A 16,807-nucleotide genomic window follows, 5' to 3' on the forward strand; every position below is an offset into this window, starting at 1 on the left:
GCGGAGGCCGGTGCCTCTCGCGCCCCTGTGGAGGTGACTTCGGGTCAGCCGGACAGCCGGACCGGCATGATCAGGTACTGGTAGGCCTCGTCCGGCTCCGCGTCGACCGCGGCCTTGCCGGTGAGCAGGGCCGGCTTGGTCGGGGTGGTGAAGCTCAGCTGCGCGTACGCGGCGTCGATCGCCTTGAGCCCCTCCTCCAGGTAGCCGGGGTTGAACGCGATCGAGATGTCGTCGCCCTCGAGGTCCGCGTCGACCCGCTCGGAGGCCTGGGCGTCGTCGCCCGAGCCGGCCTCCAGGGTGAGCACGCCCTGCTCGAAGTTCAGCCGGACCGGGGTGTTGCGCTCGGCCACCAGCGAGACGCGCTTGAGCGCCTCCAGGAACGGCTGGGTCTGCACCGCGGCAACCGCCGAGAACTCGGTCGGGAAGATCGACCGGAACTTCGGGAACTCGCCCTCCAGCAGGCGGGTGGTGGTCCGCCGGCCGGCGCCCTCGAAGCCGATCAGGCCCTCGCCGGCACCGCCGGTGGACAGCGCGATCGACACGTGGTCGCCGCTGCCCAGGGACTTGGCGATGTCCTGCAGGGTCTTGGCCGGGACGAGCGCGACGGCGTTGATGTCGTCCTGCTCGGGCTTCCACAGCAGCTCGCGGACGGCGAACCGGTACCGGTCGGTGGCGGCCAGGGTGATCCCGCTGCCGTTGATCTCGACCCGGACGCCGGTCAGCACCGGCAGGGTGTCGTCGCGGCCGGCGGCGACCGCGGCCTGGCTGACCGCCGAGGCGAACACGTCGCCCGGGACGGTGCCGGTGGCGGTCGGCATCTGCGGCAGCGACGGGTACTCGTCGACCGGCAGGGTCGGCAGGGTGAACCGCGAGCTGCCGCAGACCACGCTGACCCGCATGCCGTCGGTGGAGATCTCCACCGGGCGGTTCGGCAGGTTGCGCGAGATGTCGTTGAGCAGGCGGCCGGAGACCAGGACGGTGCCGGCCTCCTCGACGTCCGCCTCCAGCTCGACCCGGGCCGACACCTCGTAGTCGAACCCGGAGAGCGCCAGCGTGCCTTCCTGTGCCGTCAGCAGCAGGCCGGCCAGCACCGGCACCGGCGGCCGCGCGGGGAGGCTGCGGGCGGCCCAGGCCACCGCCTCCGCGAGGACATCACGCTCCACCCGGAACTTCACCGGTAACCGCCTCCTGGCTGCTGTCGCCGCGCCGTCGGCTCGTACGTCCGACCGGCGCTGTTGATCGTCTTCCGGCTCCCCGCCGACCGGATTCGCTCCGCTCGGCTTCCAGGTGCCGAAGGACAGTCTGACGTACTCGGCCGACAGTCGGGGCAGATGGGCGGAAGCAGGCCGAACAGATGTCGGGGCCCGGTTGTCCACAGATTCGGGCCACCCCCACTGTTGATCAAGTCACCTGGTCTCTATGTGTAGCAGTAGTAGTAGGGCCTGTGGATACCGTGGATAACCCCGTTTCCGCAGGTCAGAGCCGGTTTTTTGTCCACAGTGACTGTGGACGGCCGCTGTGGACAAGCAGGGCCCGCTGTGGACAGCGGAGCGTAATCCACAGGGCACCCTCGGTATCCACAGGTTGTCCCCAGGTTCATCCACAGAAATCGTCCGGGTTATCCACGGGCGTCGATCAACCTCACGTGACGCCTTTCACACCCAGGCCTGACAAGGGAGTTGATGTTGTCGAACTGTGGACGCCGTTGTGGAAAACCTGGGGACAACTGCCCGCGTCCTGTGGACGAGCTGTGGACAGCTCTGAGGCCATCCTGACGGCTGCTCAGTTCTCCACAGGCTGTGGATAACTGTTGTGCACAAGTCCACAGGGGTCTGACCTGCGCCGAAGAGCGTAGCTGCGATCCCCTTGTGGAGGAACCTCGGGATAACTTTCGGCCGGTGGAGCCTGTGGACGGGGAAAATCACCCGTTCCTGTGGACAACTCCAGTACGCACCCGAACGGTTCGAATTGCTGAGCACATGTTCGGGCGGGCGGCGGATCGGCCGCCCCGGCCGTTCGGACGATTCCTGCCCCGCCGACGGTCCTTCCACACACCCGCCGGCCGCCCGGATTCCTCGGACGGGCTCCGCGAAGCCCGCGGCGAAGCTCCTGGCGGGTCCTGGGCAGCCTTGGGCAGGCCTTGGGCGGGCACGCCGGAGGGGAGCCCGGCCTGCTCGGCCGGACTCCCCTCCTCGATGCGTCAACTGCCGTTCGGCGGCTAGCTCTTGATGCGGTTGGTGAGCTCGGTGACCTGGTTGTAGATGGACCGCCGCTCGGCCATCAGCGAGCGGATCTTCCGGTCCGCGTGCATCACCGTGGTGTGGTCCCGGCCGCCGAACTGCGCACCGATCTTCGGCAGCGACAGGTCGGTCAGCTCCCGGCACAGGTACATCGCGATCTGACGGGCCGTCACCAGGACCCGGCTGCGCGAGGATCCGCAGAGGTCCTCCACGCCCAGGCCGAAGTAGGCGGCCGTCTGCTGCATGATCACCTGCGCGGTGATCTCCGGCCCGGCGTCCTCGTCCCCGCCCGGGATCAGGTCCTTCAGGACGACCGCGGCCAGCTCCAGGTCGACCGGCGCCCGGTTCAGGTTGGCGAACGCGGTGACCCGGATCAGCGCGCCCTCCAACTCCCGGATGTTGCGAGTGATTCGGGACGCGATGAACTCCAACACGTCGGCGGGAGCGTTGAGTTGCTCCTGGATCGCCTTCTTGCGCAGGATCGCGATCCGGGTCTCCAGCTCCGGCGGGGTGACGTCGGTGATCAGGCCCCACTCGAACCGGTTGCGCAGCCGGTCCTCCAGCGTGATCAGCTGCTTGGGCGGCCGGTCCGAGGAGAGCACGATCTGCTTGTTGGCGTTGTGCAGGGTGTTGAAGGTGTGGAAGAACTCCTCCTGCGTCGACTCCTTGCTGGCCAGGAACTGGATGTCGTCGACCAGCAGGATGTCGATGTCCCGGTAGCGCTTGCGGAACGCGTCCGCCTTGCCGTCCCGGATCGAGTTGATGAACTCGTTGGTGAATTCCTCCGAACTCACGTACCGCACCCGGGTGCCCGGGAACAGGCTGCGCGAGTAGTGCCCGATGGCGTGCAGCAGGTGGGTCTTGCCGAGGCCGGACTCGCCGTAGATGAACAGCGGGTTGTACGCCTTGGCCGGGGCCTCGGCGACGGCCACCGCCGCGGCGTGCGCGAAGCGGTTGCTGGCGCCGATCACGAAGGTGTCGAACAGGTACTTGGGGTTCAGCCGGGCGTTCGGCTCGTCCTTGCGCGAGCCGCCGGCCGGGGGAGCGCCGGGCGGGGCGGGGACGCCGGGGGCGGGTCGCCGCTCGGGCGGGGCCGGTCGGTCGGTCGGTCGGTGGGCGCCCCGCCGGGAGCCGCCGTGCCGTGGCCGGTCCTCGTCCGGGGAGCCCAGCGCGCCGCCGAACAGGTCGCCCTGGGCGGAGTCCGGGCCCGGACGGCTGGTCCGCCGCGGGGCCGGCTCCGGACGGCGCTCGGGCGCCTGGGGCTCCCAGCTGCCGCCGTTCGCGTCCGGCTGCTCCCGGTACGGGTCCTGCGGCACCGAGCCGTAGGGCTCGGCCGGCGGGTAGCCCGACTGGTACGCGGGGCGCTGGTAGTCGTCGACGGGACGGCCCGGCCAGGCACCCGGCTGCGGCTGGTGGGCGGGGCCGGACTGGTAGCCCTGCTGCTCGGCGGGGTAGCCCTGATCAGCGGGGTAGCCCTGTTCGGACGGGTAGCCCTGTTCGGACGGGTAACCCTGCTCACCCCGCGGGTGCGGCCACTGCTCGGCGCCACCGGCTTCCGGCTCGGGCTCCGGCTCGGCGGGCGGGGCGGCGTTGGCGTCCACCATCACGGCGATCCGCACCTGGCGGCCGAACTCCTGCGAGATGGCCTCGGTCAGCTGCGGCAGCAGCCGGCCCTCCAGCACGTGCTTGGCGAACTCGTTGGGCGCCGCGAGCAGGGCCGTGTCGTGCATCATCCACATCGGCTGGGTGCGGCGGATCCACTGCTTGTCCTTCTCCACGACATCGCTGTCGCTGACCAGTCGCTCGACGACCCTCGACCACATCAGGACGAGATCGCTGTTGACATCAGCCACTGGTACACGCTTTCTCGTTCCCCGAGCAGGGGCAGTCAGTCAAGGGCGGGAGAGGTTGGGGCGCTGCGGCACGGAGGCGGCCGCCGGCACAGAACAAAAGAGACAAGTCCTGCAACGGTAGTCAGCGCGCAGAGCTGATTCAAGTCGTTGTCCACAGGCTGTGGGCAACGGGCCGACATCCACCGGGTTTGACCCTCGGACCCGATGCCACGTACCGTAACCAGGTCGAGTTGTCGATGGCCGCTGCCGCATGTCCGCGGGTCCGCCCGCTTCCATGACGCGCGCAGCACGGGCGCCGTGGTGGTCCCGGTCCAGCAGATCTGGGTCCCGGGACGGGATTTCCCAAGTGCAAGGGGAGATCGCGCGGACGCACGGTGACGGCCAAGCGACCCCCCGTCATCCTACGATTCACCCCAGGAGCCCCCGAGTGAGCAAGCGCACCTTCCAGCCGAACAACCGTCGTCGCGCCAAGACCCACGGCTTCCGGCTGCGCATGCGTACCCGTGCCGGTCGCGCCATCCTGGCGACGCGCCGCGCCAAGGGCCGCAGCGCCCTGTCCGCCTGATCCGCGAAAAGGGTCTGCAGTGCTGCCCACCGAGAATCGGCTGCGGCGGCGCCAGGACTTCGCGACCGCGGTGAAACGCGGTCGCCGCGCCGGTCGGCCCCTTCTGGTGGTCCACCTCCACAGAGAGACTGGATCCGACGAGGGCGCCGACCGGAACAGCGACTCCCGCCCGCACGTCGCCGAGGGGCTTCCTTCGGCGCGTGCGGGTTTCGTCGTGAGCAAGGCCGTGGGGCCTGCTGTGGTGCGCAACGTGGTGAAGCGTCGGCTGCGCCACCTGGTCCACGAGCGCCTGTCCCGGTTGCCCGCAGGTAGCCTGATAGTGGTACGGGCGCTGCCTGCTGCGGCGACGGCCTCGTACGCAGAACTCGGACACGACCTGGACGCGGCGTTGCGTCGCCTGCTCAGGTCGGAACCGGCCGGCAGTGCCCCGACGGGAACAGGGCGATGAAGTACCTGCTGATGGGCCTGATCAGGCTCTACCAGTGGACGATCAGTCCGCTGCTCGGCCCGGTGTGCCGTTACTACCCCTCGTGCTCCCGCTACGGGTACGAGGCGGTGCGCGTCCATGGGGCGATCAAGGGAGGCGGGCTGACCGTCTGGCGCATCCTGCGCTGCAATCCCTGGTCTCCCGGTGGGGTCGACCATGTTCCTCCGCGAAAGCACCCGGTGTGGCATCGCCGGCTGCGCAATCTGCTGAGCCCCACGAGCGGGACCGCCGAGCCGGAGCCGGTGGCGAAGCCCGACGTCCAAGGAGTCTGACCGGTGACCTTCGGTTTTCTGAGTCCCCTCTACTACGCGGTGTCCTGGATCATCGTCCAGTTCCACTCGCTGTTCAGCCACGTCTTCGATCCTGACGGAGGCTGGGCCTGGGGCCTGTCCATCGTGATGATGGTGGTCGTCATCCGGATCTGCCTGATCCCGCTCTTCGTGAAGCAGATCAAGGCGACCCGGGCCATGCAGGCGATCCAGCCGAAGATGAAGGCCATCCAGGAGCGCTACAAGAACGACAAGCAGCGCCAGTCCGAAGAGATGATGAAGCTGTACAAGGACGCGGGTACCAACCCGTTCTCCTCGTGCCTTCCGATCATCGTTCAGGCGCCGTTCTTCACCGCTCTCTACGGTGTGCTGGCCTCGGTCGCCAACGACAAGCCGATCGGCGTCATCGACCAGAGCCTGCTGGAGAGCGCCAAGCAGGCGCACATCCTGGGCGCCCCGCTGTCGGCGAAGTTCGTCGGCGCGGACAGCCTGCAGGTGCAGATCGTCGTCGCGGTCATGATCGTGCTGATGTCGCTGTCGCAGTTCATCACGCAGCGCCAGCTGATGACCAAGAACGTGGACCTCACGGTCAAGACGCCGTTCATGCAGCAGCAGAAGATGATGATGTACGTCTTCCCCATCATCTTCGCGGGCATGGGCATCAACTTCCCGGTCGGTGTGCTGGTCTACTGGCTCACCACCAACGTCTGGTCGATGGGCCAGCAGCTGATCGTCATCCGCAACAACCCGACGCCCGGCAGCCAGGCCTGGAACGAGCGTCAGGCGCGGCTGAAGAAGCAGGGCCGGATCAACCCGGACGGCTCGATCAAGAAGGTCGGCGTGCTGGCCTCGCTGACCGGCTCCAAGAACAGCGCGGAGGCCGAGGCCAAGGCGGTGGCCGAGGAGAGCGTGCAGGTGCGCCGGCAGCAGCCGCGCAAGCAGAGCAAGGCCCAGCGGCAGGCCACGGCGGCGCACCAGGCGCACGGCGCGGACGAGTCGGGCCCGGCGGACGAGGCGGACGCCGAACCGGCCGAGGCCGGGAAGTCCGATGCGAAGCCGGACGGGGCGAAGCCGGCGGACCGACAGGGCCAGGGCCAGCGCCAGCAGCCGCGGCGCGGCGGCCAGGGCCAGCGGCCGAAGAAGAAGTAGTCCCGACCCCTCGTTCTCGGCCCCCGATCCGAGGGCCCCATTTCTGAAGGAGTCCACCTGTGACGGATGGCACCACTTCCGCCGTCGACACCGCGCCGGCCGGTGAGAGCGCCCTTGCGCGTCTGGAGCGCGAGGGTGACATCGCCGCCGACTACCTGGAGGGTCTGCTGGACATCGCGGACCTGGACGGCGACATCGACATGGATGTCGAGGGGGACCGGGCACTGGTCTCCATCGTCGGCGAGGGCGACGACCGGACGCTGCAGCGGCTGGTGGGCCAGGACGGCGAGGTGCTGGAGGCGCTCCAGGAGCTGACCCGGCTGGCCGTGCACCGGGAGACCGGTGAGCGCAGCCGACTGATGCTGGACGTCGCGGGCTTCCGGGCCCGCAAGCGGGCCGAGCTCGCGGAGCTGGGCGCCGAGGCGTCCGAGCGGGTCAGGAGCACCGGCGAGCAGGTCAAGCTGCGGCCGATGACCCCGTTCGAGCGCAAGGTGGTGCACGACGCGGTGGCCGCCGCGGGTCTCCGCAGCGAGTCGGAGGGCGAGGAGCCCCAGCGCTGTGTGGTCGTACTGCCGGCCTGATGCCGGTGGTGCCGTCGGAACGGCGTCCGACCCCGCCCGCCTCTCGCGGGCGGGGTCGTTGCCTTTGCGGTGGACTGATGTTTCACGTGGAACAGTGTGGGACGGGTGGGTGGATTCGACGGTGAGCGGAGAGGCAGAGATGGACAGGGACGGCACGGTGCCCGAGGCGCCGCTGGAGGGGCCGGCCGAAGCCCCGGAGGCGGCGGGACGGGTCTTCGGTGATCGGCTGCCGCAGGCCGTGCGCTACACCGAACTGCTGGCGACCGCCGGAGTGCAGCGCGGACTGATCGGTCCGCGTGAGGTGCCCCGGCTGTGGGACCGGCACGTGCTCAACTGCGCGGTGCTGGCCGAGCTGCTGCCCGCCGGGGTCTCGCTGTGCGACGTCGGCTCCGGTGCCGGTCTGCCCGGCATCCCGGTGGCGCTGGCCCGGCCGGACGTCTCGGTGACGCTGCTGGAGCCGCTGCTGCGGCGCACCACCTTCCTGGAGGAGGTGGTCCGCGAGCTCGGTCTGGACAACGTCACCGTGCTGCGCGGCCGGGCCGAGGAGACGGTCGGGAAGCTGGCCGTGGACGTGGTGACCGCCCGCGCGGTGGCGCCGCTGGACCGGCTGGCCGGCTGGGGCATGCCGCTGCTGCGGCCCTACGGCCAGATGCTGGCGCTGAAGGGCGACACCGCGGAGCAGGAGCTGACCGACTCGCGGGCGGCGCTGACCCGGCTGGGCGCGGTGAAGTGGTCGGTGATCGGCGTCGGTGAGGGCGTGCTGGAGACCCAGACCCGGGTGGTCCGGGTGGAGGCCGGCGAGAGCCCGGGCGGCGTCAGGGCGGCGACCCGGCGGGCCAAGGCGGCCCGGGCCGGTCGCGGCGGCAAGGGCGCCGAGGGCGGGGGCCGTCGTGGTGGTGGCGGCCGCGGGCGGCGCTGAGTTCTGAGGATGTGTCGGCGGGGCGGGTGGCGATCGGGTCACCCGCCCCGTTCGCTTGTCGGCGCCCCGGAGTGTCGGCCCGGTGGACCCGGACATTCCGGGCATCGTGTTTCACGTGAAACGTCGCTTCCTGTTGACCGGCGTCCTTGATCAGGAGCTGCAGCGGACCCGTGAACGGGACCGGGCAGTGACTGTCGCGGCTCCGGTTTCACGTGAAACACTGACCCCCATGCAGGAGTCGGAGATCGTCGATCAGGTGGATGAAACCCCCGTCGCACGTGCCGCGCACGCCACCGTCCCGGTCACCGGGTACGCCGGGGAGGGGCTTCCCCGACCCGCCGTCACCCGGGTCATGGTGGTGGCCAATCAGAAGGGCGGGGTGGGCAAGACCACCACCACCGTCAACCTGGCCGCTTCGCTCGCCATGCACGGCCTGCGGGTGCTGGTCATCGACCTCGACCCGCAGGGCAACGCCTCGACCGCCCTGGGCATCGACCACCACGCCGAGGTGCCGTCGATCTACGACGTGCTGGTGGAGGGCAAGCCGCTGGCCGACGTGGTGCAGCCGGTGGTGGACGTCGAGGGGCTGTTCTGCTGCCCGGCGACCATCGACCTGGCCGGCGCGGAGATCGAACTGGTCTCGCTGGTGGCCCGGGAGAGCCGACTGCAGCGGGCCATCGCCGCCTACGAGCAGCCGCTCGACTACGTGCTGATCGACTGTCCGCCCTCGCTCGGGCTGCTGACCGTCAACGCCATGGTGGCCGGTCAGGAGGTGCTGATCCCGATCCAGTGCGAGTACTACGCGCTGGAGGGCCTGGGCCAGCTGCTGAAGAACGTGGAGCTGGTGCGGGCGCACCTGAACCCGGCGCTGCACGTGTCGACCATCCTGCTGACCATGTACGACGCCCGGACCAGGCTGGCCGCGCAGGTCGCCGAGGAGGTGCGGACGCATTTCGCGCACGAGGTGCTGCCCACCGCCATCCCGCGATCGGTGCGCATCTCCGAGGCCCCGAGCTACGGGCAGACCGTGCTCACCTACGACCCCGGTTCCAGCGGCGCGCTCTCCTACCTGGAGGCCGGCCGCGAGCTGGCGCTGCGGGCGGTCGTCAAGGCCGAGGGCGGTCGTCACCGGGCAGGCGCGGCGGTCGTTCCGCCGCGCAGCGGCGCGGAGCCGTCCGCGCCGACGGCACAGCACAGTTCGATGGAGGGCAATCGGTGAGTGGTACGCGCAGGGGGCTGGGCAGGGGTCTGGGGGCGCTGATCCCGGCGGCCCAGCCGGCGGCCGGGGGAACGGCCGCACCGGCGGACCCGCCGGCCCCGGTGGTTCCCACCGATCGCGGCACGGTGGCCGCCAAGGCCGCCGCGGAGAGTCTGCGGGAGCTGGCCGGCGACAAGCGCCGCAGCGTGCTGGAGGCGGCGCTGTCCCCGGTGGAGGGTGCCCGGTTCGCCGAGCTGCCGCTGGACTCGATCAGCCCCAACCCGCGCCAGCCGCGCGAGGTGTTCGACGAGACCAAGCTCGCCGAACTGGTCAGCTCCATCAAGGAAGTCGGCCTGCTGCAGCCCGTGGTGGTCCGTCAGACCGGGCCGGAGCGCTACGAGCTGATCATGGGTGAGCGCCGCTGGCGGGCCTCCCGGGAGGCCGGTCTCGACGTGATCCCGGCGATCGTCCGGGCCACCGAGGACGACAAGCTGCTGCTGGACGCGCTGCTGGAGAACCTGCACCGGGCCGAGCTGAACGCGCTGGAGGAGGGCGCCGCGTACGACCAGCTGCTGCGCGACTTCGCCTGCACGCACGACCAGTTGGCCGCCCGGGTCGGCAAGTCCCGTTCGCACGTGTCCAACACGCTGCGGCTGATGAAGCTGCCGGTCTCGGTGCAGCTGAAGGTCGCGGCCGGGACGGTCAGCGCCGGCTGTGCGAAGGCGATCCTGATGGTGCCGGACGCGGCGGGTCAGGAGCTGCTGGCCGAGCGGGTGGTGGCCGAGCTACTGACGGTGCGGGCCACCGAGGAGATCGCCGGGCTGATGGCCGGTGGCACGCCGAAGCCGAAGAAGGCCGCCCCGCGGGCGGGCCGGATGGACTCGCCGGCCTTCACCGAGCTCTCGGACCGGCTCTCGGACCGCTTCGAGACCCGGGTCAAGGTCGAGGCCGCGCAGCGCGACGGGCGGATCGGCAAGGGCAAGGTGGTGCTGGAGTTCGCCTCGGCCGAGGACCTGAACCGGATCCTGGACAGCCTCGCGCCGGGCGAGCAGGGGCTGCGGCTGTCCTGACGTCGGCGACCCCGAACGGCGAACAACGGGTGCATGTTTCACGTGAAACGTGCACCCGTTTCGTTGGGCGGCGCAGACTGGACTCCTGGGCCGTTTCCGCGTGGAGGAGGAGGTACGGGCGTGGGGCGAAGGGTCGTTCCGCTGACGCTGGACAACCTCTCCGATCTGCCGAACACCTGCCGTTCCTGCGTGTTCTGGGAGCTCGACCCGGTCAGTGGGCGGGCCGCGCAGGACGCCGGCAAGGGCGAGTTGGAGAAGGAGGGCTGGATCTCCGCGGTGCTGCTGGACTGGGGGTCCTGCGGCAGAGTCGTCTACGTGGACGGCCGTCCGGCCGGTTTCGTGCTCTACGCTCCGCCCGCGTACGTGCCGCGCGGCCAGTCGTTCCCGACCAGCCCGATCTCCCCGGACGCGGTGCAGCTGATGGTCTCCCGGCTGCTGCCGGAGTTTCAGGGGCAGGGCCTGGGCCGGGTGTTGGTGCAGACGGTGGCCAAGGACCTGATCCGGCGCGGCTTCCGTGCGATCGAGGCGTTCGGTGCGCAGGGCAGCGAGGTCCCCAGCTGTATGCTGCCCGCCGACCATCTGCTGGCGGTCGGCTTCAAGACCGTCCGGCCGCACCACCGGTACCCGCGGCTGCGGTTGGAGGCGCGTTCCACGCTGTCCTGGCGGGGCGACATGGAGGGTGCGTTGGAGCGGCTGCTCGGCGGGCGGCGCAAGGAACCGGTGCTGCGGCCGTTCTGAGGGAGGCGTTCTCCGCTCCGGGCCCTTCGGTGCGGAGCGGGCCGCCGGGCTCCCGGGGCGTCCTGACGAAGAATCAGGAGGCTGTGGAGACGGGGCTGTGGAGACGGGGCTGTGGAGACGGGGCTGTGGAGACGGGGCTGTGGAGACGGGGCTGCGGAAACACCGAGGCGGCCCGTCGGGGGAGGGGACTCCCCGGGCGGGCCGCCTCGGTGACGGCGTCCGGAACGGACTACAGGTACTCGGCCAGCTCGCGGAGCAGCGCGGCCTTCGGGCGGGCGCCGGTGATGGTCTTCACCAGCTCACCGCCCTTGTAGACGTTCAGGGTCGGGATGGAGATCACGTTGTACGCCGCGGCGGTCTCCTGGTTGGCGTCCACGTCGAGCTTGACGACGGAGAGCTTGTCGCCGTGCTCGGCCGCGATGTCCTCCAGGACCGGGGCGACCTGGCGGCACGGGCCGCACCAGGTGGCCCAGAAGTCGACCAGGACGGGCTTGTCGCTCTTGAGAACCTCGGCGTCGAACGTCGCGTCGGTTACTTCCTTGGTGGCGCCGGCCACGGGAACTCCTTGGGGTCGGAGGTGAGGTGCGAGAGGTGTAACAACGGCGGGGGCGGTTCTGTTTCGGTGCCGGAACGGTGGCCGCCCCCGGCCGGAGGGCTGCTCGGCCCCCGGCAGGTCAGACCGCGACGGCGGCGGTCTCGGCCTCGGCGTCGGTCAGCGCGGCGAGGTAGCGCTCGGCGTCCAGCGCGGCGGAGCAGCCGGTGCCGGCGGCGGTGATCGCCTGGCGGTAGGTGTGGTCGACCACGTCGCCCGCGGCGAAGACGCCGGGGACGTTGGTGCGGGTGGAGGGGGCGTCGACCTTGAGGTAGCCCTCGGCGTCCAGGTCGAGCTGGCCCTTGAAGAGGTCGGTGCGCGGGTCGTGGCCGATGGCGATGAACAGGCCGGTGACCGGGAGCTCGCGCAGGTCGCCGGTGTTGGTGTCGCGCAGGGTGACGCCGCTGAGCTTCGGGTCGCCGTGGATCTCCTCGACGGCGCTGTCCCACTCGAAGCGGATCTTCGGGTCGGCGAAGGCGCGCTCCTGCATGGCCTTGGAGGCGCGCAGGGTGTTGCGGCGGTGGACGATCGTGACGCTGCGGGCGAAGCGGGAGAGGAAGGTGGCCTCCTCCAGCGCGGTGTCGCCGCCGCCGACGACCGCGATGTCCTGGTCGCGGAAGAAGAAGCCGTCGCAGGTCGCGCACCAGGAGACGCCGCGGCCGGAGAGCTTGTCCTCGTTCGGCAGGCCGAGCTTGCGGTGCTGGGAGCCGGTGGTGACGATCACGGCGCGGGCGCGGTGCACGGTGCCCTCGGAGTCGGTGACGGTCTTGATGTCGCCCGTGAGGTCGACGGAGACGATGTCGTCCGGGACCAGCTCGGCGCCGAAGCGCTCGGCCTGGGCGCGCATGTTGTCCATCAGCTCCGGGCCCATGATGCCGTCGCGGAAGCCGGGGAAGTTCTCCACCTCGGTGGTGTTCATCAGCGCGCCACCGGCGGTGACCGCGCCCTCGAAGACCAGCGGCTTCAGGGAGGCGCGCGCGGTGTACAGCGCAGCGGTGTACCCGGACGGGCCGGAACCGATGATGATCACGTTACGGACGTCGTCGCTCACTGCATCTCCTGGTTGGCATGGCGTCCCGCTTGCGCGGAGGAGGGCGGATGTTCCACCGCCCCGGACAACGGCTTACCAGTCTCCCGCATTCCCAGGCCCGACCGCACCAGCCACCCGCGGTCCGGGCGTGGGTGGCTGGGAACGGTGAGGAATCAGGGGGCCGGGACGGTGCTGTGCAGCAGGATCGTCGATCCGGGGCAGTCCGGGGTGGCGAGGTAGACGTCGAGCGGTCCGCTGCCGCCCGGGGGGCGGAACACCAGGGCCAGCACCGGGCGGCCCCGGTAGGTCCCCTGCCCGGTGGTCAGCGGTGGGTCGGCCGGGTGTCCGGCGGCGGCCAGCACGCAGGCCGGGGTGTCGCTGCCCGGGTCGGCGGGGGAGAGTCCGGCGGCGGGCTTGGCGGCCAGTAGTTCGCGGATCTGGGCCGGGAGTCGGTCGGCGGTGAACTCCGGCAGCTGCCCGCCGGCGGCGTTCGGGTGGGGGTGCGAGCTGCCGCCGGCGGCCGCGTCGACGGGGCCGTTGCCGGTGGCAGTCGTGGAGACGCCGGTGGGCTGGTTCCGGGCGATCAGCAGCCCGCCCAGGGTGGCGGCGAGGGCCACGGCGGCGGTGCCGAGCAGCAGGCCCGCGGTGCGGCGGCGACGGCGGGGGCGGGCGGGGCGTCCCGGGCCGGTGGCGGCGCGCGGGGCGCCGGCCGGAGCGTCGGTGCGCGGCGGGGCGGTCGGGCCGGACGGGCGGGACGGGGCCGCGGCGGGCTTCGGCGGGTCCTCGGCGCGGGTCTGGGCGCGGGCGGCGGATTCGGCGGCCAGTGCGGCGGTCAGCCGGTCGGCGACCTCCTGCGGCATCGGCGGGGCGGGGACGTCCGCCAGCAGCTCCGGGAGGCCGCACAGCGCGGCGTAGTCCTCGGCGCAGGACGGGCAGGCGGCCAGGTGGCGGTGGAGCGGCTCGGCCTGCTCGGACGGCAGCAGGTCCTCGGCGAGATCGGCCAGGGCGTCCAGCTCGGGGTGCTCGGAAGGCGGGTGCGGCGTCATCGCGGGGTCGCATCTCCTTCCAGCGCGGTGGCGGGATCCGTGGGTGGGACGGGGGAGGGCCGGTGCGGGTTCCCGGACCGGGGCGCGGGCGGTGTTCCACGTGGAACACCGGTGGCGGAATCCGGTGAGCCGGCCTCCCGCGGGCCGGATGTTCCACGTGGAACATCGCCCGGGCCGAGGTGGCGCAGCAGTGGCAGCAGGCGGGCCCGGCCGCGGGCGCAGCGGCTCTTCACGGTGCCGACCGGGACGCCGAGCACCTCGGCGGCCTCGGCGACCGGGTAGCCCTGCATGTCGACCAGCACCAGGGCGGCCCGCTGGTCGGCGGGCAGCGCGGCCAGGGCGTCGGCCACCTCGCGGCGGGTCTCGGCGCGCACCGCGTGGCTCTCCGCGCCCTCGCTGGTGCCGAGCGCGGTGTCGGCCGGGCCGCCGGGGTGCTGGTCGAGCGAGTCGGCCCGGCGGACGGCGCCGCGGCGGGCGCGGTCCAGGCAGGCGTTGACCACGATCCGGTGCAGCCAGGTGGTGACCGCCGAGCGGCCCTGGAAGCCGGCCGCGGCGCGGAACGCGGAGACCAGGGCGTCCTGGAGCGCGTCGGCGGCCTCCTCGCGGTCGCCGAGGGTGCGCACCGCGACCGCCCAGAGGCGGTCGCGGTGGCGGTGCACCAGCAGCCCGAAGGCGTCCGGGTCGCCCGCCGTGTGCCGGGCGAGCAGTTCGGCGTCGGTGGGCTCCTCGGCCATCCGCCCCCTCCTTGCGGTCCGGCCGTCGCTCCGGCGGCCGTGGGTCACCATCGTTGGGGATCCGCCGGGGCGGATCAAGAGTCGGGGCGGATCAAGAGGCGCGGCCTCTCCGTGGTTCAGCCGTTGACCTGGATCTCGGCGATCTTGCCGCGGTAGCCCTCGTCGGTGCTGGGCACGGCGGTGAGCCAGACCAGCAGGTACCGGGTGTTGACCGGTGCGGTGGGCTTCAGGGTGACCTTGCTGCCGGAGCCGGTGGCGATCGTGGTGAGGGTCCGGTAGCCGCTCTCGTCGGTGGTGGGCGCGGTGGTGGCGCCGGCCGGGGCGGCCTTCAGCTCGACCTTGGTGTCGCCGATGAACTGGACGTCCACCGAGCTGACGGGGCGGGCCGAGCCGAGGTCGATCAGCAGGCCGGTGCCGGGCCGGTAGGTGCCGAACTGGTCGTTGTAGCGCTGGGTGGTCCAGGCGGTCGTCGGGTTGCCGTCGGTGGCGTAGGGGATCTCGCCGGGGTGCTCGTCCTTGGTCTCGCCGAACGCGTTGAACGGGGAGATCGAGGTGATGGCGAGCTTCTCGCCGGTGGTGACGGGGGCCTTGCCGGTCGGGTCGGGGGCGGGCGCGCTGTGGTTGGAGGGTGTCCCGCCCTGCTTGTTGTAGTGATCCACCGCTTGCCAGGAGCCGACGGTGACGGCGGACAGCGCCACCAGCGAGGCGGTCCACTTGAGCGCCCGGCGCAGGCCGCGGCGGCGTCGGCGCGGGGCGGGCCGGGGGGCGGCCGGGGCGGGCGCGGGCTCGGCGACGGGGATCGTCTGGGTGGGCGCGGCGGCGGAGTAGCGCGGCGGCCGGGAGGTGGGCAGGGCGCGCAGCGCGGGCGGGGCGGGCTGCTCCGGCGGGCGGATCTTCGGCAGTTCGGCGATCGCCGCGGCCAGTTCGGCGGGGGTGGTGATCGGTTCCTTGTGCTCGCACAGGATCCGGGCCGCGAGCTCCGCCAGGCCCTTGTGGACGCCGGCCCGGACCTGGTCCGGCGGGACGCAGCCGAGGTCCTTGGGGAGCCCCTGGAGGTCGTAGCGGTCCTCCGGGTACGGCCAGCGGTGGGTGAGCGAGGCGTACAGCAGAGCGCCGATCGCACGGACGTCGGTCAGTTCGGCGTCCTCGGTCGGCAGGCCGCGCAGGGCGGCGTCCACCGCGATGCCGTTGATCCGGTACTGGCCGCCGTCGGTGCGCAGCACGCACTTGGGGGTGAGCCGCAGGTGGGCCTGGCCGCGCTGGTGGGCGGCGGCGATGGCGTCGGTGACCTGGCGGACCATCTGGTAGGCGTCGTACGGCTCCAGCGGGCCGTCGGCCAGCAGTTCGGCGAGGTCGCGGGCGCCGGGCAGCCATTCGCGGACCACGTAGACCAGTTCGCCCTCCTGCACCGCGTCCAGCACCTGGACGAAGCGGGGGTCGCCGAGCAGGGCGGCGCTGCGGGAGGCGGTGAGCACCGACTTGGCGCGGCGGTGGCCGGCCGAGAGCAGGTGGACGCCGACGGCGCGGCGGAGCTTCTCGTCGACGGCGCGCCAGCTGGTGAAGGTGTCCGACTCGGAGATGCACTCCTCCAGCCGGTAGCGGGCGCCGATCTTGTCGCCGCTGTGCCGCTGCGGGGCGGGCAGCACGGCGGGCAGTGTGGCGGTGTCGGCGTCCAGGGTCTCGGTGCTGGTGGCCGGGGCGGGCTCGGAGGGTTCGACCGGGGGCAGCGGGCGGCGCACGCCGCGACTGCGGGAGGGGCGTTCGGGGCGGTTGCCCTGGGCGGACAGTTCGGCGTCGATCTCCTGTGCGGAGAGCGGGGCGGTGGCGTCGGCGGGCGGTCGCGGTTCCTCGCTCGCGGGCGTGGCGGCGGAGGGCCGCGGCGGGGTGGCCGGGGTGTCCTTCGTCCCGGTCTTCGAGGCGCCCTTGGGCGCGCTCTTCGGGGAGCCGTTCGCGGTGCTCTTCACCGCGCCGTCGGCGGCGCCCTTCGCGGCGGGGCCGCGGTCGGGTCCGGTGTCGCGCTGCGAGGTTCCGGGCGCGGCCTCGGTCGCCGCCCCGTCCGTCTCGGACGTGTCGACGATCGCCTTGGTGCCGTCAGCCACCGTGGTCCTGCCTCCCCTTGTGTCGTCCCGGTACGGGCCGGGACGGTCGACGAGCCGCTGCCGGAGTGGTCGGCCGTGCTGCAAGGTCAATTGTGCCCACTCCCGGCACCCTGGTACGACCGCTGAGAGTGCCGAGGGGTTGCCCCCTTACCCACTTCCGGGCGAACGGCAGACGAATGGGCCGGATTCGGGGGTTCGCCCCGACTCCGGCCCACCGTAGGGGGACTGAGTCACCGA

General features: G+C 71.8%; 16 protein-coding genes. 9 read left to right on the plus strand and 7 right to left on the minus strand.

Translation table 11 applies throughout. The features are described from left to right. Window positions 1-44 precede the first annotated feature (44 nt). Both dnaN and dnaA read right to left on the minus strand, forming a co-directional pair. Window positions 45-1,175, minus strand: coding sequence for a DNA polymerase III subunit beta (dnaN, locus tag ACFV4P_RS19650; RefSeq protein ID WP_380472732.1), 1,131 nt, complete (start codon window positions 1,173-1,175; stop codon window positions 45-47). A gap of 1,043 nt (window positions 1,176-2,218) precedes the next feature. Beyond that, complete coding sequence (gene dnaA, locus ACFV4P_RS19655) at window positions 2,219-4,093, minus strand: chromosomal replication initiator protein DnaA (RefSeq protein ID WP_380472735.1); 1,875 nt, start codon at window positions 4,091-4,093, stop codon at window positions 2,219-2,221. Between the two features lie 427 nt (window positions 4,094-4,520). On the opposite strand from dnaA, the gene rpmH reads away from it, so the two are divergent. From rpmH to ACFV4P_RS19700, 9 genes are all read left to right on the plus strand, one after another. Further along, window positions 4,521-4,658 (plus strand): 50S ribosomal protein L34, encoded by a 138-nt coding sequence (gene rpmH, locus ACFV4P_RS19660; protein WP_073807100.1) that lies wholly within the window; start codon window positions 4,521-4,523, stop codon window positions 4,656-4,658. 19 nt (window positions 4,659-4,677) lie between these two features. Continuing rightward, window positions 4,678-5,106, plus strand: coding sequence for a ribonuclease P protein component (rnpA, locus tag ACFV4P_RS19665; protein ID WP_380472738.1), 429 nt, complete (start codon window positions 4,678-4,680; stop codon window positions 5,104-5,106). Continuing rightward, window positions 5,103-5,417, plus strand: a complete 315-nt coding sequence (yidD, locus tag ACFV4P_RS19670; protein ID WP_073807103.1) for a membrane protein insertion efficiency factor YidD — start codon at window positions 5,103-5,105, stop codon at window positions 5,415-5,417. The genes rnpA and yidD overlap by 4 nt, the downstream gene beginning before the upstream one ends. Before the next feature lie 3 nt (window positions 5,418-5,420). Further along, complete coding sequence (gene yidC, locus ACFV4P_RS19675) at window positions 5,421-6,563, plus strand: membrane protein insertase YidC (protein ID WP_380472742.1); 1,143 nt, start codon at window positions 5,421-5,423, stop codon at window positions 6,561-6,563. Window positions 6,564-6,622: 59 nt separating this feature from the next. Next, window positions 6,623-7,144 (plus strand): R3H domain-containing nucleic acid-binding protein, encoded by a 522-nt coding sequence (locus ACFV4P_RS19680; RefSeq protein WP_073807106.1) that lies wholly within the window; start codon window positions 6,623-6,625, stop codon window positions 7,142-7,144. Window positions 7,145-7,283: 139 nt separating this feature from the next. Then, window positions 7,284-8,063 carry a 16S rRNA (guanine(527)-N(7))-methyltransferase RsmG gene (rsmG, locus tag ACFV4P_RS19685; protein WP_073807107.1) on the plus strand — a complete coding sequence of 260 codons (780 nt, stop codon included), beginning with the start codon at window positions 7,284-7,286 and terminating at the stop codon, window positions 8,061-8,063. A gap of 256 nt (window positions 8,064-8,319) precedes the next feature. Next, window positions 8,320-9,282, plus strand: a complete 963-nt coding sequence (locus ACFV4P_RS19690) for a ParA family protein (protein WP_380473170.1) — start codon at window positions 8,320-8,322, stop codon at window positions 9,280-9,282. Further along, on the plus strand, window positions 9,279-10,331 hold the full coding sequence (locus ACFV4P_RS19695; RefSeq protein WP_380472745.1) for a ParB/RepB/Spo0J family partition protein: 1,053 nt from the start codon (window positions 9,279-9,281) through the stop codon (window positions 10,329-10,331). The genes ACFV4P_RS19690 and ACFV4P_RS19695 overlap by 4 nt, the downstream gene beginning before the upstream one ends. Window positions 10,332-10,451: 120 nt before the next feature. Further along, window positions 10,452-11,069 (plus strand): GNAT family N-acetyltransferase, encoded by a 618-nt coding sequence (locus ACFV4P_RS19700; RefSeq protein ID WP_380472748.1) that lies wholly within the window; start codon window positions 10,452-10,454, stop codon window positions 11,067-11,069. Between the two features lie 229 nt (window positions 11,070-11,298). On the opposite strand, the gene trxA is transcribed toward ACFV4P_RS19700, so the two are convergent. The 5 genes from trxA to ACFV4P_RS19725 all read right to left on the minus strand — a co-directional run bounded on the left by trxA (window position 11,299) and on the right by ACFV4P_RS19725 (window position 16,570). After that, window positions 11,299-11,625 carry a thioredoxin gene (gene trxA, locus ACFV4P_RS19705; RefSeq protein WP_033254162.1) on the minus strand — a complete coding sequence of 109 codons (327 nt, stop codon included), beginning with the start codon at window positions 11,623-11,625 and terminating at the stop codon, window positions 11,299-11,301. 118 nt (window positions 11,626-11,743) lie between these two features. After that, on the minus strand, window positions 11,744-12,712 hold the full coding sequence (gene trxB / locus ACFV4P_RS19710) for a thioredoxin-disulfide reductase (RefSeq protein ID WP_073807113.1): 969 nt from the start codon (window positions 12,710-12,712) through the stop codon (window positions 11,744-11,746). A gap of 152 nt (window positions 12,713-12,864) precedes the next feature. Then, the gene (locus tag ACFV4P_RS19715; protein ID WP_380472752.1) at window positions 12,865-13,737 is read right to left on the minus strand and encodes an anti-sigma factor family protein; all 873 of its coding nucleotides are present in this window, start codon (window positions 13,735-13,737) and stop codon (window positions 12,865-12,867) included. Next, on the minus strand, window positions 13,734-14,471 hold the full coding sequence (gene sigM, locus ACFV4P_RS19720; RefSeq protein WP_380472754.1) for an RNA polymerase sigma factor SigM: 738 nt from the start codon (window positions 14,469-14,471) through the stop codon (window positions 13,734-13,736). Before sigM ends, ACFV4P_RS19715 begins: the two co-directional genes overlap by 4 nt. 116 nt (window positions 14,472-14,587) lie before the next feature. Then, window positions 14,588-16,570: a serine/threonine protein kinase gene (locus tag ACFV4P_RS19725; RefSeq protein WP_380472757.1), complete on the minus strand. Its 1,983-nt coding sequence runs from the start codon at window positions 16,568-16,570 to the stop codon at window positions 14,588-14,590. Window positions 16,571-16,807: the final 237 nt, after the last annotated feature.

This window comes from Kitasatospora sp. NPDC059795, assembly GCF_042732175.1.
Lineage (GTDB): Bacteria > Actinomycetota > Actinomycetes > Streptomycetales > Streptomycetaceae > Kitasatospora.